The following is a 25,624-nucleotide window of genomic DNA, read 5'->3' on the forward strand; positions in this document are numbered from 1 at the left end:
AACATTGGCAGCGAATGATCCCATCGGGATCAAATATGGGTGGCCCGAGTAAGGAACGCTAATCGGAATAAAAAATGAGAACCTCAATTTCGGGTTTTGTCTGATGAAAATTCTAAAATATTTTTTCATAAAAAATTTTTATAATATTAATTAAAAACATAAACTTTAATTTATGTTTATTTTGTAGGAAATTTGGGTGAACCAAATATATCCTCCAAATGAAAAAAATTACAATAGCCAAAGGCGATGGGATTGGGCCTGAAATAATGGATGCTACCTTGGACATTATTTTAGCAGCCGGTGCCCAGATTGAAATTGAAGAAATCGAGGTAGGGGAGAAAGTGTACCTTTCCGGAAACACTTCAGGAATCGCAAATTCCTCATGGGATGTCATCCGAAGAAACAAGGTTTTTTTGAAGGCTCCGATTACCACACCCCAGGGTGGCGGATACAAAAGTCTGAATGTGACTACCAGAAAGTTCTTGGGCCTTTATTCCAATGTAAGGCCCTGCAGAAGTTTACACCCCTTTGTTGCAACCAAGCATCCTGTGATGGATGTCGTGATCGTGCGCGAAAATGAGGAAGATCTGTATGCAGGTATTGAGCATCAGCAGACCGATGAGGTAGTACAATGCCTTAAATTGATCAGCCTTCCGGGTTGTGAAAAAATTGTACGGTATGCTTTTGAATATGCAAGACAGCAGAACAGAAAAAAAGTGACCTGCTTCACCAAAGACAATATCATGAAGCAGACTGACGGCCTTTTCCATAAAGTTTTTGATGAAATCGCAAAAGAATATCCTGATATAGAAAATGAACATTGGATCATAGATATTGGCGCAGCCAAGTTAGCTGATAGTCCTGAGGCATTTGACGTTTTGGTCATGCCAAACCTCTATGGTGATGTTTTGTCTGATGTTGCAGCACAGATCACAGGTTCGGTGGGTCTTGCAGGATCAGCTAATATCGGAGAGGAATGTGCCATGTTTGAAGCGATTCATGGTTCGGCGCCTCGCAGGGCCGGTCAAAACCTGGCAAATCCTTCAGGGCTACTTCAGGGTGCCATCATGATGCTCAACCACATCGGACAGTCAGATGTCGCGGAGAAAGTCCAAAATGCATGGCTCAAAACAATAGAAGACGGGATCCATACTTACGATATTTTTAAAGAAGGCGTAAGTAAAGAGAATGTTGGAACCAAAGAATTTGCGGCGGCAGTGATCGGCAGGTTGGGTCAAAAGCCACAGGTTTTCCCGGCTGTCCATTATGACAAAAATATTCCGATGGTATTGCCTAAATACCAGAAAAAGCAGGCAGCCAAAAAAGAATTGGTGGGAGTGGATATTTTTGTCCATTGGAATGGTACCGATGCGGATGAGTTGGCAGGCATGCTTCAAAAAATGAATTTTTCAGATATCGGCCTTTCCATGATTACCAACAGAGGGATCAAGGTATGGCCTGAGGGATTTGAAGAAACCTTCTGCACAGACCATTGGAGATGTAGATTCAAACCAAAACAAGGTGGGTTACTTACAAAAGGAAATATCATCGAACTGCTTTCAAAGGCCTCTCAATTGGACATTGATGTAATCAAAACAGAAAACCTATACTTTTTTGATGGAGTTCAAGGGTTTTCTTTGGGTCAAGGCCAATAAATTCTTAATTTCAAAAAAAGGGTGTGGGTTATATCCACATCCTTTTTTTGAAATTAATTCAAAAGGAACCAAGTCTTACTCGTTTCCAAGCCTAGTTTTCAATGAATTATAGTATTATGTTTCTTTTTTGTTTTTAGCTTTCTTCCTGATAAATGATGGTCTGAATTTTTCTTCAAATGGTCCATTCCACAAAGGATAAAATGCCCACCGTTATGCTCATAATCATGCTGGTAGTGGTGTAGATTTTCCAGCACAGTATGGTCTACCAAATTCGCATTGCTAAAATCGATGCGTATGGTTTTTTCTCTAGGAAGCGCATCCAGGGATTTTTTAAGCTTGATGTAATTGCTAAATACCGCAGAATGGAAAACGTCTACTGTAAATTCATTTCCGTTTTCGCTCACAGTAAACAAGGGTTTGAAAATGTATTTTAAGGGAAGTCCATTGGCAAGGTGGATGATAAACTTGGTCAGAATACCTACTCCAATACCAACCAATAAATCAGTGGCCAGTGTAAACACAATGGTTACTAGGAAAACAGCGAGCTGCTCTTTACCGATTTTGTAGGTACTGTAAAATGACTGGGGAGAAGCTAATTTGAAACCGGTATAGACCAACATCGCCGCCAATGCAGCTAAAGGGATTTGATGTATCAGGTTTGGAAAAAAAGCCACAAAGATCAGAAGGAACATACCGTGGAAGAAATTTGACCAGGATGTTTTGCCACCGTTATTGATGTTGGCAGAGCTACGGACGATTTCTGAGATCATTGGTAGCCCTCCGATAAAGCCGGCTAAAGTGTTTCCTATTCCAACTCCCATCAGGTCTTTGTTCATATTCGATTTTCTCTTGAAAGGATCCAATCCATCGATGGCTTTGGTGCTTAGCAAAGACTCCAGACTTCCCACCAAAGCAAACATGATGATGTATTTTATGGATACCATCGAAAATACTTGGGAGAAATCAGGGAAGGTGATGGCCGAAAGCAAGTTGTCAGGTAAAGTAACCAGAAATTTTGGACCGATGGTATATTCATGTCCATCCAAAAACAAATAACTGTGCTCATGCTCAAGGTCAAAATACCTTCCGATAGGAATAGCAATCAAAATCACAAGCAGAGGTGCAGGTATCATTCTGATATACTTGTTTTTGAATAAAGGAAAAAGAAATAAAATCAGCAGACTTATAAATCCGATCAGGGCGATTTCAGGATTGAGTTCGCTGAAGGCATGCGGAAGTTCTGCAAACAGCTCTAAGGTTTCACTCGCCTCAGGCTTGACGCCGATCATGGTAAACAATTGCTTGGCAATGATGATGATCCCGATTGCCGCAAGCATTCCATGTACTGCCGATGAAGGGAAGAAATCAGCCAAAACCCCGGACTTTATCCAACCAAATATCACCTGTAGGATTCCTGCCGCTACGACCACGGCTAAAGTCAGTTTGTATCCAAGCATCGGATCCCCTTGGCCCAATTCGGTCACTGCACCAAGGGCAATAATGATTAGACCCGCCGCGGGGCCTTTGATCGTCAGCTGTGAGCCTCCAAGGAAGCTTACCACCAAACCACCTATGATGGCTGTGAAAATCCCCGCAACCGGCGGAAAGCCCGATGCCATGGAGATGCCTAGACAAAGAGGTAAAGCGATAAGAAATACTAGGAAACCTGAAGTTAGGTCTGACTTCCAGTTTTGTTTGAGTCCGGCAATTCCGGTCAAAGGGATTTGAAATTTGTGCGTCTTCATGGGTGTGGGTTAAGAAGATTTGAGTGCTTTTTCGTGGTAATTTTTGATGTGTGGGCCTAGGAATAGGCGGGAATAAATCCTGATCAGGGCAATGCCCCCAATGATAAAGCTTGCAGAGTCAAAGAATGCAAGGAGGTATTGGTCCTCATGGATATGGCTGAAGATCAAATCCACTCCGATAAATGTGGGGGAGATAGGGAATGCCATTAATCCCAAGGTGGCAATCAGGAATAACAATGCCTGAATTCGGTATTCATAGACATGTCCGTAATATTGGTTCATGTCAAAATACGTCGGCTCTTTTTTCCTGAGGTATTCCAATATCACATATCCCAAGATGCCAAAGACCGTTACTCCACTGAGGTAAATCAGGGTTTGATTGTAATCAAAGGTCTCATTGAAGGACACGGCAAGTGCAATCCAGAAGTGGTTTGCCATCACCAGCATCCAAGCCAGTCTGGGGTAGTTCCGCTCAGAAAAAGCCTTGAATACCATCATCATCCCGATAAAGGCGAAGGTGCCGGGTATAAATACCTGTATTCCTTCAGGAAGGTATTCTTGGTGAAAATAGAGGTACAGCCCTACGCCGTACATGGGTAGAAAATACAACAGGAGATTTTTTGGGGTAAGAAAATCCAATTTACTACCGACCTTTTTGATGGGTGAAAAAACCCACCTGTTCATAAAGACATCCAGATTCCATTCCTTAAGTGAAAGGATAAAAAGGCTGTATTCAAGCCTCTTGGGAAATGTATCTTCTACACTGATTTCCTTTGGCTTGAAATGGTAAAACTGATCCCTGATCATATAACTCACGACTGAAGGAGATACCAAAAGCTGGTAGGTTCTAAGGAATGCATTGCCTGCAAAATGGATCAGTGCCAATACCTGGAGTCCCAAAGCCACCTCGATAAACATGATCCCAATCTGGGCAATGGAAGCATAGGCAATCTGGGATTTGATAGTCGATTGGACCCGGGCTATAGGGTATGCCACTAAGGTGGTCGCCAGGCCAAGTAACCCAATTAAAACCCGCGCTGTAATCTGATGTTCCCAAAATGGGAATGTCCTAAGCAATAGGAAAACCCCAAAATGCACTGAAAGCGATCCATAGAAAATCGCACTCGAAGGTGTGGGACCTTCCATGGCCCTTGGCAGCCAAGAAGAAAACGGTAATTGAGCTGACTTGGCGGCTGCTGCTACCAGTATTCCCAAGGCTATAAAGAGCCCGATGCCTCCATGTTGCGAAAGGTGCTCGATGACAAGTTGTTCATTGTTCAGCTTCAGGAAGGTGATGTTTTCGTGCCAAAGGTGATGGCTTGCCCACATGGCCAGGATGATCCCAATGTCTCCGATTCGGTAGATGGAAAACACCTTCACAGCATTCCTTACCGGGAGGTACCTGTTGCGGTAAAAGGCAATCAACAAGAAGGAAGATATTCCCAACATCTCCCATCCGATAAACAGCGTCTCGAAATTTCCTGCCAACACGGTCAGGTTATAGGCGAGATAGAAGAAAAGGATGGAGTTGAAGAATCGCTTATACCCCTCCTCCAAATGCAGGTAATACTTGCTGTATTGGGTGATGAGGAAGGTGACAAATGCACCGACAAAGAGATATACCGCAGTCACTTTGTCAAAGTAAAAGTCAATCAGAAATTCATAATCGTGATGTTGGTACAAGACGAATTCGGGGATATTTACCGGTCGTGCCCGGAGGACAATAAGCCAATACCCGATATACCCCAAGATGGAAGCAAGTTGCAGACTGATGGTGAAGAATGCCATCCGTGAGAGCCCAAGCTCATTTTTTTCAGGAATCAATAGGGATAGCAGAAATCCCACAAATGGAATGATTACAAAGCTGCTGATGATGATCTGGTTTTCCATAATTAGCTCAGCAAGTAGACAGGTAAATTTTCAGAAGTCGATACCAATAGTTCATCCAGATTTTGAACTTTTTCAATTTGCTTGGCAAGTGGCAGGTAAGGGATAAATTCTCCTCCTTTAAACAGGAAAGCTTCCTTTGTCTCAGGATGGATCGCCACCAGTCTCACCCATTCATTGGCAAACCACTCATAGGTTGCATCATGGGTTTTGATGGTTTTGAGCACGGTTTCGGGAAAATGCTCTACGGTGATCAGGATCCGGAGCGGATCATGGATATTGATCATCTGTCTTGGTAAACCGGGTCTCAGGTCCCCATCAATACCGTTTGCTACACCTATGAGTCCCATGACATTATGGGGAAGTTTGCTCCCTGCCCCAAGCCGTTGATTGTCTACCCTGGAGAAATAATACTCGAGGTTGATCCCGCCACATACCGGGGCCACAGCTTTGACGATGTTTAAGAGGTATTTCCCTTCCGGATCGATGCCATAATCATAGGAATTGAGGAAGGCTCTTTTATCCAAAAACAGGTGCTTGTTGGATTCTCTTTTCCCGATCACACACAGTGCATTGGTCGCATGGTTCCATTCAGGCCTTGGTTCAAAGAGCGACAAAGCCCTCAACTTGACCTTCTCATGAACTTTGGCGGCTTCCTGGGTAGAATCCACTGTGTCAAATCTTCTTGATCTTTCCTTTGCATTGTAATCCAAAGCGATTTCAAAAGTCTGGAGATTATTCTGGTGACGGAGCATATTGTCTTCAGTCAAAACATCGAGGTCATAAAATTCCATCTCATCCCTTGTGGTATCATGTAATCCTCCTACAAATTGGGTGGCGACAGGAATGCTGATTCCTCTTTCTTCCAGGGCTTTTCTGACTTCCGGATGGTTGCCAAAGTAAGCTCCCACTCGTGCATTGACCGAGCCGGATCGGCCGCTGCAGGCACCGCAGTCATAGCCGGCATAATGTGTATTGTTTACCGAGCTGGCACCGTGTCCAAAGATGTATACCAAAGGAGCAAAGTTCTTGACAAGTCCGATGCCCTTCAGCAATCCTTCCAGACTATTGGTCATTTCTTCCAGGGTAAAACCTACCTGAAGTCCATGATATTTATGGTCTGTAGACTTGCATTCGATACTCAGTTTCCCCTTTGGATCCATATGGCTGAAAGAAGAAACCATTGCAGAAGTAGGACCGGGACGGAAGATGTTTTTGGCCATTTTCACAGCCGACCAAAAACCCATGGTCTGGGAAATAGCCCATCCTCCAAATATTCCTTTCGAATGTTTACTGAAATGGGAGTCTTTTTCATGCCGAAGTTTGGCCTCAGATTCTCGGATGACATGTGTAGGCGTCACCGGTGCAGGACATACTTTGGTCATAAACTTGCCGTGCTCAGGCTGGAAGAAAAACGGGATGTTGAAAAACCCAGCCGTGCCAAAAGTCTGGCTATCTGGCGCAAACCGCTCGATATACCTTCTGACTGAACAGCACCGGTCATCTATGCAAAAAAGTGCCTGAAATGAGGTGGCTTCCTTCTTGAAATCCTTTTCGTGGCTGAGTTGAAGTCCTCGGATGACTTGGTCAAAATAGGTCCATTCGAAAGCTTCCTGCCACATTTTGAGGACTTCGTAGTATTCTTTTCCCTCCGTTTTGGTCAGAATCGGTAGAAGGTCTTCCGGCAGATGTTTGACCAAGGGATCCCAATTCTCTCCCAGTCGCCTGTCAAGCGCATCGATCTCAAGCAGGCACTCAACAAATATCAGGTCGTTTAGGCTGATGGATTTTTTATCCAACAAACTCTGTGGCTGATGTTCCAATACCGCCACCATACCCGACCATCCCGGATGGGCAAACTGCTGGTCAAATAGGTATTGCCTGAAATAGACTTTGCTTCCCACCAAAATATCAAGCAGGTCCTCCAGTTTGGTTTGGGGGTCGAAAAGCAGGATTTTTGCCCGTTCAGTTTTGAAAAGGTTGGTGAAGCTGTTGGATTCGAGGTTGCGGATGGCGGTAAGAAATCCTTTGGAAGGCACCGGGAATTTCCAGATCGCTATCCCTTGGTCAAGATAGCTTCCCAGCATCCTGAATAGTGTCGTATGCGTTTCCTTATCGAGATTGACATGGTAATGGCTTTGCCAGACTTTCCTAATCCTCCCGACAATGGCATCGGGTTGTTTTTTACAGTCTTTGTGAAGCATGGCATCCTTCCATTTGGCCGATTCTTTTTTGCCTTTGTGAGCAAGGATTACCCTGTCGAGGATATCTTCGTTTATTTTGTTTTTGGCATACAGTTCCCGGAAAGATTCCACAGAAAGATAAGTCTTGTAGCCAAAATTTTCTGCGGCCGTCTGCAGTGCTTCATGAAAGGGAAGATGCTGAAAAGCGTGTAGGGTATTGTGGTGCACAAAGTCCTTAAGCGGAGCCTGTGCAGGTAGGAAATGACCCAATTCATGGATGACATGATGTAGGTCAGATGACACGTGTGGCGTCATTTGTCTTAATTTAGATGGGTAATAAAATAGTATGGGTGTAGGGCAGGACAAAAAGGAGGCCCTAAAAGAAAGCCTTAAAAAGGCAAAAAACTTATGCTAAATGGACTCTGAAATTCTTAAACAAAATGTATAGTGGCGCCTTCCCTTCTTTGGAAGGTATTTTCAGTGATTTGATTGAAGCACCTGAAACAAGAAAAAAGCTTATCGCTGAAAATGAATTTATACTTCCAAATCCCAGTCCAATGTTTGATTCAGTTTCGGATTTTTCCTCTTTTTCTTCCGTTTCGAAAGTGGCAAAGTCGGAATGGTGTAGGTTTTGAAGGTTGAGGCAAGGTGAAGAAACCTTGGTATTGCTTATTTCATAAAAAGTACCTTCATTTTTTTCAACCTGAAACTGGGAAATATGTGTCAAATGAAAACCCAATACCAGCAACATTGCCCAAAGGAAAGGCTGTAAAGCACTCCTTTTGGTTGTGAAGCTGTTAAAAGATTTCTTTAACATTATTTTCAATATCAAGCTCGAAATCTAATTAATTCCGAAATGAAATCCACCGAATATTTTGGAAAATATATTTTATAGATTTTTCAGGATATAAAGATAGCGGACAAAGTTTTCCGTTTTTGTGCCAAAAATTACATAAATAGCCCATTTCACTTCCTTATTTTGAAAAGGCTTAACTATACTGAATTCGCGATAAGATATCGAAATTATTTGTTAAAGGAGACCTTTTTAATAGTCAGATTAATATTTTTTTGGCTTTTAAAAGGTTAAATTACAGTAGGATATTTTGACAGGAGGAAGGGAATCATATTCAAAAAAAATGAAATTATGATGGGTGCAAAAGGTGACTTCAAAGGGCTTTTGAAAGCCAATTTTCCTCAATTTGAAAATGAACTATTCCAGGAAATAATCAAAGAAGGTCAGTTGGTTCTTTTTCCCGAAGGCGAACTTATGATGGATATCGGGCAGAGGGTAGAACTGATTCCCCTGATAGTCAAAGGAACCGTCAAGATCTTCCGAGAGGATGAGGATGACCATGAGATTTTTTTATACTACCTGAAGGAAGGGGAGGCATGTGCCATTACGCTCATCTGTTCGGCAAGGGAAGGACATTCCAAGATCAAAGCCATACCCATAGAAGACACCACAGCGATCGTTCTTCCTATCAAAAAGCTTGATGAGTGGATGTTCAAATATAAATCCTGGTACTACTTTGTCATGGACAGTTATCAGGAAAAGTTTGAAGAATTGCTTAAGGTCGTGGAGGAAATCGCTTTTCACCAAATGGATGAAAGGTTGCTCGCCTACCTTCGCAAATCTGTAGAGGCCAACAATTCCAACATCATAAAGGCTACCCATCAGCAGATTGCGGGGGAACTTAACACCTCCCGTGAGGTAGTGGGAAGGTTGCTCAAAAAACTGGAACAAAACGGAACAGTAATAATCGGTAGAAATCAGATTGAATTGATAAACTGAAAGCAAAATGGACTTTATAGATTACTATAAAATTTTGGAGATTGATAAAAATGCAAGTCCTGAGGACATCAAAAAAGCCTACAGGAAGTTTGCAAGGAAATACCATCCTGACCTCAATCCCAATGACAAAACCGCCGAAGCAAGATTCAAACAGGTCAACGAAGCCAATGAAGTGCTCAGTGATCCTGAAAAAAGAAAGAAATACGACCAATACGGAAAGGATTGGAAGCATGCTGAGGAGTTTGAAAAAAGTGGAGCTCGCCAATCTAGACCAAGAGAACAAGGAAGCAGCAGGGCCTATTCAGGGCATTATACTGAGGAGGATTTTTCAGATTTTTTCAGTTCCATGTTTGGGGGTGGCGCAGGTTTCCAAAGTTCAGGCAGGGAAAATGTCAAATACAAAGGAGTAGATTACAAAGCTGAATTGCATTTAAAGCTATCTGATGTATACCAATCCCAAAAGCAAACACTGACCATTGACGGGAAAAATATCAGATTGACTATCCCTGCCGGAGTAGAAGATGGGCAGACCATCAAGATCCGAGGCTACGGCGGCGAAGGTATCAACGGAGGACCAAAAGGAGATCTGTATATCCAATTTGTGATCAAAAACGATACTGACTTTGTCAGGGAAGGCAACGATTTATATTCAAAGATCAATGTAGACCTGTATACCGCTATATTGGGAGGAGAGATCACAGTGTCTACGATGGACGGTAAAGTCAAACTCAGACTCATCCCCGGAACTCAAAACGACACCAAAGTCAGGCTGAAAGGAAAAGGTTTTCCGGTGTACAAAGAGGAAGGAAAATTTGGAGACCTTTATGTTACTTACAAAGTAGAAATCCCAAAAAACATCACGGAGCAGGAAAAAGTACTTTTCGAACAATTAGCCAAACTCAAAACCCATGGAACGAATTAACCACATCAGCATCCAAACTTTCTGCCAATACCATGGCATAGAATCCAAGTTGGTTTTCACTTTTCAAGAACTCGGGTTGGTCGAAATCGTGGAAGAGGAAGCGGAATTTTTTCTGGAAGAAAAGGCTCTTACCCGGATGGAACAAATCGTGAGGCTATACAAAGACCTTGATCTGAGCCCTGAAGGTGTGGAGGTGGTGATGGGGCTTTTGGATAAAATTGAAAAACTGCAAGAGGAGAATTTCACTTTGATAAAGAAATTGAGGAAATGGGAAAAATAGGGATCCAATCTCCTTCAAAAAAGAAATCCACCCGATTCCATGATTTCCCTTTTTGTCAATAAATAATCCTCCATTTTTTGGAAAAGGCTTATCAGCTTATTTCCTTTTCCACTCCCAAGATATATTCCGCACCTGCTTTGTATTGTTCAGCAGTTTGCAGATGCTCCATCATCAGGGGAACTTCCGGGAATTTGGCCAGTTCGCTTAAGAATACCCTGTAATTCATCTGACCAAGACCGGGCTGCACCTCGTCAAACTGTGGCATGAAGGTCTGTTTTTTTAGAATCAGATCTTTGGCGTGACAACTTTTGATATATGGGCCAAGTTTTTTGAAGCAGTCTTTAATCATATCTCCATTTCTAAAGAAAAGGGCAGGACTTGTCACCATATTGACCGGGTCTAAGTGGACAGCAAAAGCTTTGCGGTCGATGGCTTTGATCAACCGGAGATAGGAATCTGCCGATTCAGGAAAAATCCAGGGCATGGCTTCCAAGGTGTAAAAGGTGTTTTTTGGTTTGACCTGATCGATGATTTTCCTCGTCGTCTCCACAATCAGGTCAAAAGTATCTTCCGAGAAATTGTCTTGGTGAGGACCTGCCCAAATTTCCGCATCCTTTGACCCGGAGATATTAACACAGCACTTAGCTTCAATCTGATCTGCGAGGTCAAGTGATGCCGTACATTTTTCAAAGGCTTCTTTGGCGGTTTTTTTGTCAGGGCTGATGGGATTGGACCAAGCACCCACTTCCGCAATGAGTATATCCGCTTTGTCGGCTGCTTTTTTGTAGGCTTTGATGTCATCCTTACCGGCATCCAATCCAATAGGGCAATAAGCCGCTCTGTAGCCGGTGTTTTTCACAGCAGCCACCCAAGTTTCAGGAGAATCAAATTTTTCAAACAGCGGTCCTCCAAGCCGTAGTTTGCTTTTGGCTTTGAAATCAGTAGCCAATGAAGGAAAAGCAGCCATTAAGCCAGATCCGATAAGGGTTAGTGAAGTCACTTTGGAAAATGTGCGTCTGTTCATGTTTTTAAGATTTGATTTGAAATGCTATCAGCAAAAATCAATGGGGAATTCCTTATTCAATTTTGGTTAAAATAATTTTAGATCAAACTATTATGATTGAATAAATTCATATTTTGGACCATGATTTCAAGGCTTTTTCTTGTTTTTATTTGTTTTTACTTGCTGTCAGTCAGCTTCATTGCCAATGCCCAGGAAAAGGACACCCTTTATCTAAGAAATGGTCAGATCATGGTCGGGAAGTTGAATAGCATCAGTTTGGGCATCATCCAATTTGATGACATGGACCTTTCAGTACAAAATGTCAAATACCACAAAATCAAAACCATCAAAGCTTCAATGGCTACTTATAGGATCCAGACCATAGATCAGGTAGTTTATTATGGGGTGTTGAAACCTTCTAAAATTTATGGTGAAGTGATCGTGGATGATGGTTTTGTGGAAAAGGTCTATCCCATCGTTAATATTTTCGATTTGGTGTCATTGGAAAAAAGATTTATCAAAAAGATAAAAGGAACTGTAGCATTGGGTTATTCTTACACCAAATCAAGCGACATTGGAAGGTCTAATATTGACTGGAACCTGAGATTTACAGAACAAAAATACCAGATAGAATTTAACGGTTCTTTCATTTTTACAAACAATCAAGGAATCAAAACAAGGGATCGGGAACAGATAAATCTGGGAGGTTATTATAATTTAAACTCGGTTTTGTCGGCCGGTGTAGGTTTGAATTACCAGAGAAATATCGAGTTGGGATTGGCTAGCCGTATCCAACAGGTTGTTGGGCTTGGCCGTAGGTTTCTTTTCAAAAGCAACCTTCAAGGAATGTTGATATCCGGTGCAGTCATCAACCAGGAGCGGAGTCTTGAGGGAAATTCGTCAGGTAACCTTTATGAAATCCCACTTCAATTCAAATTGGATTATTTCCACTATGCTGCGCCAAACCTATCATTTACCATTTTTCCAAAAGCCTTCTTTGGTTTGAATCAGGACGGAAGAAAAAGATTTGACGGTGAGACGAGGGTAAATTGGGAGGTGATCAACAACCTGGATTTGGGACTGCAGTTCTATGCCAACTATGACAATCAGGCGCTCGAAGGAAGCAATACCAACTTTGATTATGGTATCGTATTCAATGTTGGATATAAGTTTAAGTAATAGGGAAATCCCATTTTTTCAGATAGGGAATATTTCTTATTTATGTTAGTCCCCATACCTGAAAAATGGATATCCAGTAAATTTCTCCAATTGGATAATTCCTTTTGATTGAAACTTCAGACTGTTTTTGACTACGCAAAGGACACTATTCAATTATCCATATTTTTTTATTGAGTACCGTCAACCAATTGAATTTTCTTGTCAAGTATTGGATTTATAAATATGTTTACCTCATGATAAAAGAACGCTTTACCGGATTTTCCCCCTTAGTCAATCCTGAGGAAGAGGAATTTTACGCAGGTCCACAGACGAGATGGAAGGATTTCAAATTTGTCATCAAAGTCATGATGGAATTTATCAGGGGATTCAGGATGCTTCACTTTGTAGGTCCCTGCGTGACCGTATTTGGTTCGGCAAGATTCGAAGAAAACGATAAGTTCTATAAACTCGCAGTCAAAGTGGGAGAAAGAGTCAGCAAATTGGGTTTTACTGTCATGACAGGCGGAGGTCCCGGCATCATGGAAGCCGCCAACAGGGGTGCAAAAAATGTCGGAGGCAAATCCATCGGCTGCAATATCATCCTGCCCTTTGAGCAGCGGCCAAACCCTTACCTCGACAAGTGGATGGACTTCAATTTCTTTTTTGTGAGAAAAGTGCTGCTTTCCAAATATAGCTTCGCCTTTGTGGTCATGCCGGGTGGTTTCGGGACTTTGGATGAATTTTTCGAAGCATTGACCCTGATACAGACCAAAGTCATGCGTAGGTTTCCGGTCGTGCTGATGTGCAGTGATTTTCACCATGACCTGTATGCGTATGTCAAGCATCTCGCAGAATATGGCACGATCAATAAAGAGGATGTAGAATTGTTTTTATTGACTGATTCAGTGGAAGAAATGGAGGAACATGTCCGCAAATATGCCATCGATGCCTATGGGCTAAAAAGAAAAGGTGTCATCAAGCCTGCTGCTATTTTGGGGGAGAAAGGGTAATTAGGCCTCAAAAATAATTTTCCTGCCTTTGTATTGATCACTTTTGCACAAAAACAAAAACAGATGAGTTGGATCATATTAATCATTGCAGGATTATTCGAGGTAGCATTTGCTTTCTGTTTGGGAAAAGCCAAAGGCACCTCAGGAAATGAAATGTATTTATGGTATGGTGGTTTTGTTATCGCGTTGGGTATCAGCATGGGACTTTTGATCAAGGCCACACAAACGTTGCCAATCGGTACAGCATATGCAGTTTGGACGGGAATTGGCGCAGTGGGGACAGTTCTCATTGGGATCTTTGTTTTCAAAGAACCCGCTACTTTTCTTCGGATATTTTTTCTGATTACTTTGATATGATCCATTATAGGGCTGAAGGCAGTAGCTCATTGATACAATCCGGAGAAATGACCGGATTTAAGCCGATCCAAAAAGGTCCGGGCCAATACCTGACAGGGCGTATTTTCTGTTATTTCAATTCCACCATCGCTTTGATCACGCCATTCTTTGGATCCAGAAAAGACTCAAATTTTTTGGGAAGATCCTGAAAGGAAACCCGATGGCTGACCCATGGTCCTGTGTCCAGAATGCCTTTTTCTACCAGGCTAATGATTTCGTCAAAATCCTTCCCAAGTGAATTCCTGCTAGCCATCAGGGTGATTTCTTTCTTATGAAAAAGCGGATCAAAAAATGTAAAATCACCTTGAAAGAGACCGATGAATACGATTTTGCCACCAAAGGCCACAAAATCAAAAGTGCTTTTCATGGATTGTGGATTACCCGTAGCATCCAAGACCACTGTCGGTAAGTCACCGTCAAAGATTTTTCTGATATCCGCCATGACTTGTTCTGATTTGGCATTGATCAGTCTCTCTACATTCAGGTGGGTTTTGCAAAACTCAAGCCGTTCTTGGTTGAGGTCCATAGCTGCCACTTTTGCCTTTTTTATTTTGGCAAACTGCATGGTGGCAAGCCCGATTGGACCCGCACCGATTACCAATACTTTATCATCTTCCCTGACATCCGCCCGCTTGATGGCATGGAATCCGATGCTTAAAGTCTCGATCAGTGCCAGCTGTTCATAGCTGAGTTTGTCGGATGAATGGAGGTATCTGGCAGGCAAAACAATGAATTCCCGCATCCCACCATCTTCATGAACGCCAAACACGGAAAGGTTTTCTCCACAGTTGGTTTTGCCTGCTCGGACGGCTTGGTCGGGATTGGCGTTGAAATAAGGTTCTACCGCACACCTGTCCCCGATTTTCAAATCAGTGACACCGGATCCAATTTCCAAAACCTCGACACCGAGTTCATGTCCCAAAATCCTTGGATAAGTGAAAAACGGCTGCCTGCCACGGAAAGCATGAAGATCTGTACCACAGATCCCAATCCTGTGTACTTTCAAAAGCACCTCGTCGGGCTTGAGTTCAGTAACCAAGGTTGTCCGTATTTTCTCCAGATGACCCGGTTCTTTCAGTATGATGGCATTTATTTCTATTTGCTTTTTCATGGTGGACTGCTGGGGATTTTTAGAGTTGCTAATTAGATTCCAAAATGCTACTTATCCATTAGCGTTTAGGTTGATCTTTTGATTCAACCCGTTAGGGATTGGATATTTATAGATCATTCATTTTTCTAAAAACATCCGACTCCAAATGAGTCGAACTTTTCCTCCTCTATTCCTGAAAAAGCAATGGAGCAAAAGTGTAAAGGTCATTTCTCCAAACCGGCCATGTGTGTCCACCGGGATAATCACGATAGGAATATTTGATGCCCATTTCATCAAATTTTGACATCATCACTTTACAGTTTTCATAAGCAATATCTTCCTTGCCACCCATGGAAATCCAAAATTGCTTGAGGTTGCCATTGATCTTGTCCACATTGGATTTCATAAAGGCATATTGACCGTCAGCAATCTCTGTCTGCCTTGCCTGAATCCATCCTGAACTGAATACCCCGAGGTAAGCAAACATATCGGTATTCTGAACTCCTGCATACAAGGTCTGAATGCCTCCCATGGAAAGACCTGCCAAAGCACGGTTTTGCGCTCCTGTCGAGGCCCGATAGTTTTTTTCCACAAAGGGAATAATACTTTCTTTCAATTCCCTTTCAAACATTTTCAGACCATTTTCATTAAAAGCTGCCATTGGCATATTGCCGTCAGGCATCACTACCAACATCTGTTTGGCTTTCTTTTCAGCGATCAGGTTATCCAAGATCAAATCTGTTTTTCCCTGGGAAGCCCAGCCCCTTTCATCTTCACCACCGCCATGCAAAATATACAGCACCGGGAATTTTTCATTTGTTTGGGTGTCGTATCCGGGAGGAGTGTAAAGGTAAAACTGTCTCCATTGACGTAAGACATTGGAAAAATACCTCACCTTTCTGACTTCACCATGTGGTACATCTTTCAGGGCGTAGTAGCCATCTCCTTTAAATGGAACCTCAATCCCACTTGCTTTTCTACCCATTCCGTAAAAAGTCTCACTTGCAGGATCTGCAACCGCCACCCCATCGATGATCAGGGAATAGTAATGAAAACCTTCTCCCAAGGGTTCGGTGGTCACTTCCCAGATGCCTTCATCACCTTTGACCATGTCATATTTTTTACCAAGGTCGAGTTGGACAAGCTTGGCTTCAGGGGCTATGATTCTAAAGATTGCCCTGCTGTCAGGCAGGATTTGGGGAAATTTCGCATTGCGGACATTGGTGGATGCAGGCGTGCCCAAAAGGCTGTAATTGTTAAAAACAGACTGGTCTACCGGCTTGAACAAAAGCTTCGAAAACATGTACAATCCGTTTTTCCACACTTTGAAATCATGAACTCCCGGCTCGATATAATAAATGTGTGGGACCTCATTCCTAACCAAATACTCATGTGTCCGCTCACTGAAGCGGAGCAGGTTGTCCGCATCGCCACAGGAAATGAACAGCAATTTCAGTTTGTCTTTGGCGGCCTGAGGATCGGGGACGAGAACAGCCGGTTCTTTGGTATTGGGGGCAGAAGAGAATCCACCTACCCAAGCGAATTTGTCAAGATTGCCAAGTCCGAAATTCAGGGATTGACCGCCTCCCATGGACAATCCTGCAATGGCGCGGTTTTCCCGGTCTTTGAGGACAGGATATTTTTTTTCTATAAAAGGTATGAGGTCGGTCAATAAGTCTTTCTCAAAAGTTGCAAAGGCTTCCACCTTATCAGGCGCCATGATATTGCCGGTAGCCCTGTCATCCTTCATGGCGCGGCCGTTTGGCATGACCACGATCATGGGTTCTATCCTGCCATCTGCATACATGTTGTCCAGGATTACTTGCGGCTGTCCGTGGGTAAGCCATTCCTTTTCATCTCCACCGATTCCATGGAGCAGGTACAGCACAGGGTATTTTTTGTTTTTGGAATAGGAGGGAGGGGTATAGATGATCGCCCTTCTTGTATTGCCCACTGTCTTGGAGGAATAGCTAATAGTATCGATTTTTCCTTTGGGAATGTCATTCCTGACGACATCAAAGCCTTGTGGCGCTTGTTTTTCAAGTTCTTGGGCAATTCCATTTCCAAAAATGAAAATCAAGGACAAAATGAAATACAGGATTTTTTTCATGGTGATTCTGATTTTGGGTTTGTTAATCGGTTGTTTTTTTGTGCCAAAATTGACTTTTTTTAAAAATCCAAAAGGAATTGTAATCCTTAAATCAATTTGGAATCAAATTCCTGAATATCAAGGGATAAAATGGAGCTTTCCATTCCCATCAAATATTTATTTAAATTTAAATCAGAAGGAGGGAATTAAAAATTCACCCAATCTAAATAGCAAGAACCGCAGATAATTAGAGAAAAAAATACCGATCATGCGGAAATTTAATATTTCAAACCAAAGGGTTAAACTTTGATATACAGCTTCCATTCCCCGAAAAGGGATTGGTTTGATTATTTTAATTTATTGACAATTGGATTTTGGAAGAATAAAAAAGCCTAGCCCAAAGCCACATCCAAAATCATCATCACAGTAAAGCCCAACATAAATCCAAGTACGGCGAGGTCAGTATATTTATCCCTTTGTGTTTCCGGAATTACCTCCTCGACTACCACATAAATCATCGCGCCGGCAGCAAAAGAAAGCGCATATGGCAGTACATTTTGCATGTGAATGACCGCTACAGCACCTAAAACCCCGGCAATGGGTTCTACCACAGCTGACAACTGTCCATACCAAAAACTTTTTCTCCGGCTCACTCCCTGCCTCCTCAGCGGTGCCGCCACAGCCAATCCTTCAGGAAAATTCTGTATTCCGATACCGATCGCAAGTGCAACTGCAGCTGAAATACTTGCCCCTTCCATCCCATTGGCAGCAGCACCAAATAAAATGCCCACTGCCAAACCTTCCGGAATATTATGCAATGTGATGGCTAATAAAAGTAAAGTAGATCTGTGCCATTTTGTTGCAACGCCTTCGCTTTCCTCTTTATTAAAATTGATATGGAGGTGGGGCATCAGTTTATCCAGACCAAAAATAAATAAGCCTCCCAATAGGAAACCGATCGCGGCAGGTAACCATGGCATGGTGGGAAACATTTTTTCAGAATGTTTGATGCTTGGAGCCAATAGCGACCAAAAACTAGCTGCTATCATTACACCTCCCGTAAATCCGAGCATGGTATCAAAAACGGCCCTGTTGATGCTTTTGAAGAAAAAAACAAGGGAAGCACCCAAAGCTGTCAAAAACCAAGTAAACAAAGTCGCTAGCAATGCAGCCTTAACAGGACCGATCTCAATTGCGAAATTTTCAATGGTTTCTATCATTGGATAAATTTTTTACAAAAATATCCAAGTTTTTCGATTTGTTAAAAAAAAGATTTAGGTAGTAAAGAATCAGAACTTCACTACAATTAAACCAAATCGTTTATCCCCATGGATGTATTGCTTTATCCGCCTGCTTTGATGTAAATCCAGCCTGCTTCCTGCTTCATGACGAGTTCAATGATAGCCGCAGGTACAAAACCCGCTAAAGGTAAAAATTGCTCTTTCTTCATCTCCCTTTGCTTCAGGGTATTTTCACAGACTACGAATACGACTCCTTTATCCACTAATTTTTGTAGGTCGCTTTCAAAAGGATTGCTCTCCTTGCGCAGCAAATCTATTCCCATGCCATGGGTAACCACTTCGATTTTGGCATTGGGTGCAGCTGTGAGCACATTATTGAGCTGTCGGATAAATTTTTTGTGGACTTCCGGTTCACCATCAGTCAGTTGAAAAAGGATTTTATGTTCAGCTGTGGAGACTACCTGAGCGGAAGCCATGCCAATAAACAATACCAAAAGGAGGAATGTGAGGGATGTACGCATAATTTTTTTCTGTTAAACTACTGTCTTTTTGATGGAATCTCCGTGATCTCAGTCACGGACAAGTTAATCATAATCAAAAATTAGCCAATAACCCTATGATAAAATTCCTTCCCGGAGCAGCTATTCCCGAACTGTAGGACCTAAATCTGACATCCGTGATGTTTTCCAGACCAAGACTGATGGACAAATGCTTTTGGGCTTGATACAGACCTTTGATGTTCAAAGTCGTCCAAGAAGGACTGTATGGGTTTCCGTCAGCATCGATGGCATATAATTCAGGTTTACCTCTCTCTTCAAGGGGTAGTTCTTCAAACGAAAATCCACCGGAATATTCTGAGAACAGCTGAACAGTGAGTTTTTCTTTTTTGTATTCCAATCTGCTGACCCCAAAAGTAGGAGGGGCATGCCGGCTTGGACTTTGGCTGCCATCGTCAGTTTCTTCCGTCCCTTTTTGAATATTTAGCCTGGAGGAAAATGTCAAATGCATGGGTAATTTGATTTCCAAGGCTGCCTGTAATCCTATGATCCGTACAAATGCGGCATTTTGTAAAGCCAAAACTTTGCTCAATTCCCCATCATACAGAATGCTATCTTGACCGTTGATACTGAAGGCTCTCCTTACTAGGGCATTGTCCAAATGCGTATAATAGCCCGTCAGGTCAATCATCATCCAATCTCCAAAAACCTTACCGACATTTGCCTCCAGATTATAAGCATATTCTGCTTTCAAATCAGGATTGGGTACCATGACAGATCCAGGTTCGGAATCAAAGACTTTTCCGATATCATCGACATTTGGCGCTCTGAATCCTGTAGATGCATTAAGATGGAAAGTCCAATCTGGAGCAGGTGTATAGACCCACCCCATGCTCGCTGTCAAGGCTCCTTCCCTGTTATCACTTTGCTCAAAAGGGAAAGGATAAAACTCAAGGTTATTGCTAAAGTCTGCTTTCAACCCAAAGTAATTATACCTCAGTCCTGCCTTAATAAGGGATTTTACAGAAAGCTTGTTTTGGTAAGAACCATAGACGGCATAGGACTGCCATGTTGCCTGTGGATACCTTGAAGGTCCGATTTCACTTTCTCCGGTACTGATATTTTCATCTACTCCTGTAGATACAACATCGTTTTGGACCAATTCCAAGCCATAAAAAAGTTTGGCGATATTGGGTAAATTTTTCAGAAAATCAAGGTTTGCTGAATAAGCCACGACCTCTTCGGTTCGGGTACGCCGGATAGGATTGTTAAAGTTTCTGTCGATTCTGCTCTCTCCGAATTTTTGATGGGCAAGATTCAAAGTCATTTGGTCAAATGCCCGGGATTTTGATGTATAGGAAACCTGAAGGTGGTTCATTATCCAAGACTGAGGGCCATATTTCCATTCTGCACTTCTAGGCTGCCCATTTGGCATGAACCTGATCAACCGGTCATATCTGGAAAATGTAGAAGTTTCTGAAAAATGAAACCCATATTGAAAATTCCATTTTGAATTTGGAGAAAACCTGATTTTTTGCATCAGGTTGAGTTGGCTATAACCCGATGGAACTTGGATTTTTGGGTTAGGATTTTCTACCAAACGGTCCTGACCATTTTCAGTGACCACAAAAGTTGGTCTCAAAAATTCTACCGGTCCACGGCTTCCCATCTTGAGGTCATCAAAATCATGGCTGCTGATACTGCTTACTCCTGCCCATTTCTTGCCTCCATATTTGAGGTGGACATGTCCTGTTTTTTCTTTATTGGCAGTACTTGTTCGCAAGGTTATGTTTCCTGAAATATCAGTTTTTTCTGTATTTGAAAGATTGGCCTGCAAAGTTTGGAAACTCATTACTGCGCCGATCGCATCACTGCCATAGATAATCGATCCCGGCCCAAAAAAGACCTCTGTACTTTCTGTCGCAAATGGATCCAATGAAATGACATTGTGCAGATTACCACTCCTGAAAATGGCACTGTTCATCCTCACACCATCGACTGTATACAAAAGCCTGTTGGTAGAAAATCCCCTGATCATCGGACTACCGCCTCCCTGTTGGCTTTTTTGTACAAAAACTTCCCCGGAAATGCCTAATAAGTCTGCGGCTGTCTGGGGGTTGAGTAGGTTCCTTTCTTCAGATGTGATGGTTGTAATCCTTGAAGGGACCTCTTGGCGGGATTGGCTCCATTTGGTGGCTGAGACGACAGCTTGCTGAAGGTTGATTTCCGAAGCTTCGATATAAACCTTAAAGTCATCCGATTGAAGTTGGCTGTAACTTTTAGTGACCGGTATATAACCAAAAAGCCGGATTTCTATTTTTTCTTGGCCCTTGAAGGAGCTTATATCGGCCTCACCCTTTGAGTTGGTATGGATCAGGAGTTTTGATTTGGGTACTGCAATGTTTACAAACTCCAAAGGTATCTCTGAACCGGACTCCCGAATGGAAATAATCTGTCCTTTCGCAGTTCCATATTGGAATATAATCAATAGTAATAATCCTAATCTCAGCATTCTTTTAAAAATCAGCGGGGGAAGTTAGCCAACTTTTGAAAAATTAAAAGAAGAATTTATGTGAATGAAAAAGGCAGTGGAAGGCAATTTAAACAACAAAATGGCCCGGTGTCTCTCCGGGCCATTCCTATTAGGCTCTACCTCTGAGCATCATGTCCCAATACATTCTTGGGAGTACATATTTCTTGAGCAGCCACATGCTATATTGCTCTTTGCTGGTATCCACAAAAGTGGAGATGAGCGGGTCACTGTCTCTTACGTTATCATATTTGAATTCTGCCAATACCATTTTGCTGTATCCCGTTACCAACGGACAGGAGGAATATCCCTCATATTTCATTTCACCGACCTTCTTGGTTTTCATCAAGTGAAGTAAATTTCCCACGACTACGGGAGCTTGTTTCCTAACAGCCGCACCGGTTTTTGCAGTCGGCAGTGCAGCCACATCTCCAAGTGAAAATACATTTGGAAACCTCAAATGTTGTAACGTATTAATGTCCACATCCACCCAACCTTTGCCGGGACCTTCTTTCATGGAGACGGAAGAATTTCTCACAAAATCCGGTGCCTGCTGTGGAGGAGCAATGTGAAGCATGTCATAATGGATGGTGATTTCTGTTTCTCCACCCATTTTTTCCATGATTCTTGCATCGAGTTTTTTGGAATATTCATCAAAGTCGCCTTTAATATACTTGAAAGTAATTTCTTGTTTGGCTCCATCAATTTTGACAGGAGCATAGAATGTCTTGAGAATAATATCTCTGTCTGCGATGATTTTGGTTAGTGTTTTAGCAAAATCCTCAACCCCAAAAATAACAGTTCCCGGCGTCGCAAAGATCACCTTGGTTTTGTCTCTTACCCCGGACCTTCTGAAATATTCCTCTGCGAGGTACATGATTTTTTGTGGAGCTCCGCCACATTTGATCGGAGTAGTGGGTTGGGTGAATACCGCATTACCTCCTTTAAAATTCTGCAGCACTTCCCATGTATGGTTTGGATTGGTATAATTGCTGCAAACAACTCCCTTGTCCATCACCTCGGATAATCCTGGAAGTAGTTCCGGAGCCATGATCAGACCCGGTGCCAAGACCAAATAATCATAGGTAATCTCACCTGATCTGGCTGTCTTTACCAGATTTTTTTCGGGGATCAATTCTGTGGCTTTGTCTTTAACCCAAGTGACGCCTTTTGGGATATACCTTGCTTCTGACCTTTCGGTGTCTTCAAATTTGTATGTTCCCGCTCCTACCAATGTCCATGCGGGTTGGTAATAATGTTTTTCGGAGGGTTCAAGAATGGCTACCTGAAGGCTTTTGTCTTTTCTTAGGAGCTGTGCAGCTACGGTTATTCCTGCAGTTCCTCCCCCTATGATCAATATCTGAAAGTGGCTCATGGATATTTTGGTTTTGTGTACAATAAAAATAGTGAGCTTCAAAAATGAAAACAGTGATTAAAATCACATTTAATCATTATTGGAAAAATAAGCATTGGTCAAAAATCTATGGGTCATTTAGATACCAAATGCCAGAAAGAAAATCTGATGCGGATTTATAATTATTAATACAATGTTTTGTTGTCCAGCTTTGCCCATTCTTTGAAAACCTGATTGGCTTCTTCTTGGTCAATTTGGGAAAAAGGGATTTTTCTATCCTTCATCGGTAAATCGAGCTCTTCATAGATAAATTGATCATCGAAGCCTATTGCTGCAGCGTCTTGTTTGGTATTCGCATAAAATACCCTTGCAGGTCTGGCCCAATAAATCGCTCCCAAGCACATGGGACAGGGTTCACAGGAAGTGTACATATCGCAACCTTCCAACTGGAAATTATCAAGGTTTTTGCTTGCATCTCTGATGGCGACAACCTCAGCATGTGCCGTGGGGTCATTGGTTTCCATTACCGAGTTGCTTCCTTTTCCGACTACTTTTCCATTTTTTACTATGATACAGCCAAATGGACCACCTCTTTCCTGCATCATCCCGGATCGGGACAGGTCAATGGCCATTTTCATATATTTCTTGTGGGGATCTTCCATTTTTAATTAAGTATCAAGTATCAAGTACTAAGTATCAAGTAAGTAATGTATAAGATCTGGACTTCATTTCCGACTTGGTATCTGTTAACCAAATAACCCATTAACCATTAACCAAATAACCATTAACCACTACTCCAATTTTCCGATATCTTAACAATCCGGACTTGACAACTATTACAACCACTACAACAATACCAACCAATTAACCACTAACCAACCCACTTATTCAAAAACTCCATAAAGGAATCTTTGTAATTTTCGCTGACAACAATCTGTGCATTGCCTATGTGGATGACATTTCTGGATACGGAGTCGATATGGTCGAGGTTAATAATAAAAGAACGATGCACCCGCATAAAAGTATCAGCAGGCAACAAATCTTCCATGCTTTTCATACTCGTCAGGGAAAGGACTGGGTTGGGTTTGTCTTTTAGATGGACTTTAACATAGTCCTTATAAGCTTCGATGTAGGTAATGTCTTTCAGCATTACTTTTACAAGCTGGTATTCTACTTTTAGAAAAATGTAATCGGCTTGTTTTTCAATTTCGACTTTGGTTACAGTATTTTTTTTCTGATTTTCAAAAAACTGATATGCTTTGGTGGCGGCTTTGAGAAACTCCTCGTAGCTGAATGGTTTGAGCAGATAATCCAGAGCATCCACTTTATAACCTTCGACAGCAAATTGATTGTATGCTGTGGTAAAAATGATTTTGGGCTTTTTGGAATTGGTTTTGCCATCAAGGATCCTTGCCAATTCCATTCCAGAAAGGTCAGGCATCTGTATATCCAAAAAAATGAGGTCAACTTCATTTTGGTTGACATATCCCAAAGCTTGGATGGCATTGTCAAATTTGGATTGCAGGCTGAGAAACGAAGTCTGTTCGATGAATTTGGAGACCATATCCAAAGCCAAAGGTTCATCATCCACAGCAATGCATTTGATTGTCATGAGAGGTCAATTTTCAAGGTAATCCTAAATTGATTTTCGGCGTTTTCTTGGTCGATATCCAGTTTGTATTTGCCAGGATAGAGAAGTTCAAGTCTTCTGACTGTGTTTGTCATTCCGATACCGCTCGCACTTCCTTCAGGTGTATTTTCGGTTGATTTGAAAATCGTATTTTCAGTATGCAATACAAGGTAGTTTTTCTCTTTTGAAAGTGAAATAAGAATAGAACTTTCTTTTTGTGAGCTGATACCGTGTTTGAAGCAATTTTCTATGAAGGGTAAAAGGAGCATGGGTGCGATTTCAGCATCTTCTATTTTTTCCGGAATATGGAGATCCAAGGTCACTTTGTTTGTCAGCCTCAATTTCATCAATTCTATAAAATCTTTGATAAACTCATTTTCCTTAGAAAGAAGGGTTTGGTTTTTTTCGGTTTCATAAAGCACATATCGCATCATCCTACTCAGTTTCAATAATGCTGTTTTTGCCTTTTCGACATCAATATTGGTCAAAGCATAAATATTGTTGAGTGTATTGAAAAAGAAATGTGGGTTAATCTGTGCTTTGAGGTAGGAAAGTTCGGAATTGATCTGCTGCTGCTGAAGTTCAAGCCTTATTTTTTCGTCTGATTGCCATTTTTGTACTGCGCCGATACTCGTGCTGATACCGACGGACATATAAAAAATCAAAAGGCTGGAAATATCCCAATATAAGTTTCTTGGCCTTGGCGTATAGGGAACTTCTGGCCTGAATGCCAGATGCATCAGCTCCTGCATATTGAACCACTCATCATAAAGAATGAGAATACCGACATAAGCAAGACCCCCTAGAAAATTCAAAAACAGAAACAGATAATTTTTGTTTTTGAATAGGACTTTAGGAATCAGGTAAAAGAAATTGAAATAGAAAGTGGCCACAAGAAAAATAAACTGTAAGGCCTGTTTGATCCAAAACTCATCAGGGCGCTCCACTTCCGAAGAAAGAGGGGTAAGTAAAAAGATAACCGATCCAAATAGACTCCAGCCCAAAACATGGATGAGCAACGGCATTCTTTTTTTGATAGTGATCTCAGGCATATTAATGATTTTATTTAAATCCTCCGAAAACTAATATAAAGTTTTGTGGTTAAACCACAACAATCTACCAATCAGGGGATTTAATCGGCAAAATGGGAAATCATAGGGAT

At 41.9% G+C, this 25,624-nt stretch carries 21 protein-coding genes; 7 read left to right on the forward strand and 14 right to left on the reverse strand.

The window, feature by feature from the left end; translation table 11 throughout:
- Nucleotides 1-218 precede the first annotated feature (218 nt).
- Nucleotides 219-1,655: an NADP-dependent isocitrate dehydrogenase gene (locus NU887_RS00250; protein ID WP_258421340.1), complete on the forward strand. Its 1,437-nt coding sequence runs from the start codon at nt 219-221 to the stop codon at nt 1,653-1,655.
- Between the two features lie 98 nt (nt 1,656-1,753).
- Here NU887_RS00250 and NU887_RS00255 read toward each other — a convergent pair whose 3' ends face one another.
- The 4 genes from NU887_RS00255 to NU887_RS00270 form a co-directional block, all read right to left on the reverse strand.
- Nucleotides 1,754-3,400 carry a SulP family inorganic anion transporter gene (locus tag NU887_RS00255; RefSeq protein ID WP_258421341.1) on the reverse strand — a complete coding sequence of 549 codons (1,647 nt, stop codon included), beginning with the start codon at nt 3,398-3,400 and terminating at the stop codon, nt 1,754-1,756.
- Nucleotides 3,401-3,409: 9 nt separating this feature from the next.
- Nucleotides 3,410-5,290: a proton-conducting transporter transmembrane domain-containing protein gene (locus NU887_RS00260; protein ID WP_258421342.1), complete on the reverse strand. Its 1,881-nt coding sequence runs from the start codon at nt 5,288-5,290 to the stop codon at nt 3,410-3,412.
- A 2-nt stretch (nt 5,291-5,292) separates the two neighbouring features.
- Nucleotides 5,293-7,785: a YbcC family protein gene (locus tag NU887_RS00265; protein ID WP_258421343.1), complete on the reverse strand. Its 2,493-nt coding sequence runs from the start codon at nt 7,783-7,785 to the stop codon at nt 5,293-5,295.
- 91 nt (nt 7,786-7,876) lie between these two features.
- Nucleotides 7,877-8,287 (reverse strand): hypothetical protein, encoded by a 411-nt coding sequence (locus tag NU887_RS00270; protein WP_258421344.1) that lies wholly within the window; start codon nt 8,285-8,287, stop codon nt 7,877-7,879.
- Between the two features lie 327 nt (nt 8,288-8,614).
- On the opposite strand from NU887_RS00270, the gene NU887_RS00275 reads away from it, so the two are divergent.
- Genes NU887_RS00275 through NU887_RS00285 form a run of 3 tightly spaced genes read left to right on the forward strand, consistent with a single transcriptional unit; the run spans nt 8,615 to nt 10,464 of the window.
- Nucleotides 8,615-9,262 (forward strand): Crp/Fnr family transcriptional regulator, encoded by a 648-nt coding sequence (locus tag NU887_RS00275; protein ID WP_258421345.1) that lies wholly within the window; start codon nt 8,615-8,617, stop codon nt 9,260-9,262.
- A 7-nt stretch (nt 9,263-9,269) separates the two neighbouring features.
- Entirely contained in the window at nt 9,270-10,184 is a 915-nt protein-coding gene (locus NU887_RS00280; protein WP_258421346.1) for a J domain-containing protein, read from the forward strand.
- Nucleotides 10,171-10,464: a chaperone modulator CbpM gene (locus tag NU887_RS00285; protein WP_258421347.1), complete on the forward strand. Its 294-nt coding sequence runs from the start codon at nt 10,171-10,173 to the stop codon at nt 10,462-10,464. Before NU887_RS00280 ends, NU887_RS00285 begins: the two co-directional genes overlap by 14 nt.
- A 91-nt stretch (nt 10,465-10,555) precedes the next feature.
- Here NU887_RS00285 and NU887_RS00290 read toward each other — a convergent pair whose 3' ends face one another.
- Nucleotides 10,556-11,488, reverse strand: coding sequence for a sugar phosphate isomerase/epimerase family protein (locus tag NU887_RS00290; RefSeq protein WP_258421348.1), 933 nt, complete (start codon nt 11,486-11,488; stop codon nt 10,556-10,558).
- Nucleotides 11,489-11,584: 96 nt separating this feature from the next.
- Between NU887_RS00290 and NU887_RS00295 the strand changes: the two genes are divergently transcribed.
- The 3 genes from NU887_RS00295 (at nt 11,585) to NU887_RS00305 (ending at nt 13,992) form a co-directional block, all read left to right on the forward strand.
- The gene (locus NU887_RS00295; RefSeq protein WP_258421349.1) at nt 11,585-12,646 is read left to right on the forward strand and encodes a DUF481 domain-containing protein; all 1,062 of its coding nucleotides are present in this window, start codon (nt 11,585-11,587) and stop codon (nt 12,644-12,646) included.
- 233 nt (nt 12,647-12,879) lie between these two features.
- Nucleotides 12,880-13,635 (forward strand): LOG family protein, encoded by a 756-nt coding sequence (locus tag NU887_RS00300; RefSeq protein ID WP_258421350.1) that lies wholly within the window; start codon nt 12,880-12,882, stop codon nt 13,633-13,635.
- Nucleotides 13,636-13,698: 63 nt separating this feature from the next.
- On the forward strand, nt 13,699-13,992 hold the full coding sequence (locus tag NU887_RS00305; RefSeq protein WP_258421351.1) for a DMT family transporter: 294 nt from the start codon (nt 13,699-13,701) through the stop codon (nt 13,990-13,992).
- A 109-nt stretch (nt 13,993-14,101) separates the two neighbouring features.
- Here NU887_RS00305 and NU887_RS00310 read toward each other — a convergent pair whose 3' ends face one another.
- The 9 genes from NU887_RS00310 to NU887_RS00350 all read right to left on the reverse strand — a co-directional run bounded on the left by NU887_RS00310 (nt 14,102) and on the right by NU887_RS00350 (nt 25,514).
- Nucleotides 14,102-15,142, reverse strand: a complete 1,041-nt coding sequence (locus NU887_RS00310) for a zinc-binding alcohol dehydrogenase family protein (RefSeq protein ID WP_258421352.1) — start codon at nt 15,140-15,142, stop codon at nt 14,102-14,104.
- Between the two features lie 166 nt (nt 15,143-15,308).
- Nucleotides 15,309-17,231: an alpha/beta hydrolase gene (locus NU887_RS00315; protein WP_258421353.1), complete on the reverse strand. Its 1,923-nt coding sequence runs from the start codon at nt 17,229-17,231 to the stop codon at nt 15,309-15,311.
- A gap of 371 nt (nt 17,232-17,602) precedes the next feature.
- Nucleotides 17,603-18,430: a ZIP family metal transporter gene (locus tag NU887_RS00320; protein WP_258421354.1), complete on the reverse strand. Its 828-nt coding sequence runs from the start codon at nt 18,428-18,430 to the stop codon at nt 17,603-17,605.
- 122 nt (nt 18,431-18,552) lie between these two features.
- Nucleotides 18,553-18,972 carry a DsrE family protein gene (locus tag NU887_RS00325; protein ID WP_258421355.1) on the reverse strand — a complete coding sequence of 140 codons (420 nt, stop codon included), beginning with the start codon at nt 18,970-18,972 and terminating at the stop codon, nt 18,553-18,555.
- Between the two features lie 73 nt (nt 18,973-19,045).
- Nucleotides 19,046-21,460, reverse strand: a complete 2,415-nt coding sequence (locus NU887_RS00330) for a TonB-dependent receptor plug domain-containing protein (protein WP_258421356.1) — start codon at nt 21,458-21,460, stop codon at nt 19,046-19,048.
- Nucleotides 21,461-21,590: 130 nt separating this feature from the next.
- Nucleotides 21,591-22,853 carry an NAD(P)/FAD-dependent oxidoreductase gene (locus NU887_RS00335; protein WP_258421357.1) on the reverse strand — a complete coding sequence of 421 codons (1,263 nt, stop codon included), beginning with the start codon at nt 22,851-22,853 and terminating at the stop codon, nt 21,591-21,593.
- Between the two features lie 164 nt (nt 22,854-23,017).
- A complete protein-coding gene (locus tag NU887_RS00340) occupies nt 23,018-23,494 on the reverse strand; it encodes a nucleoside deaminase (protein ID WP_258421358.1) in 477 nt (158 codons plus the stop codon).
- Nucleotides 23,495-23,703: 209 nt separating this feature from the next.
- The gene (locus tag NU887_RS00345) at nt 23,704-24,444 is read right to left on the reverse strand and encodes a LytR/AlgR family response regulator transcription factor (protein WP_258421359.1); all 741 of its coding nucleotides are present in this window, start codon (nt 24,442-24,444) and stop codon (nt 23,704-23,706) included.
- Nucleotides 24,441-25,514, reverse strand: a complete 1,074-nt coding sequence (locus tag NU887_RS00350) for a sensor histidine kinase (RefSeq protein WP_258421360.1) — start codon at nt 25,512-25,514, stop codon at nt 24,441-24,443. The genes NU887_RS00345 and NU887_RS00350 overlap by 4 nt, the downstream gene beginning before the upstream one ends.
- Between the last annotated feature and the right edge of the window lie 110 nt (nt 25,515-25,624).

This window comes from Aquiflexum gelatinilyticum, assembly GCF_024741135.1.
In the GTDB taxonomy this organism is placed as follows: Bacteria; Bacteroidota; Bacteroidia; order Cytophagales; family Cyclobacteriaceae; genus Cognataquiflexum; species Cognataquiflexum gelatinilyticum.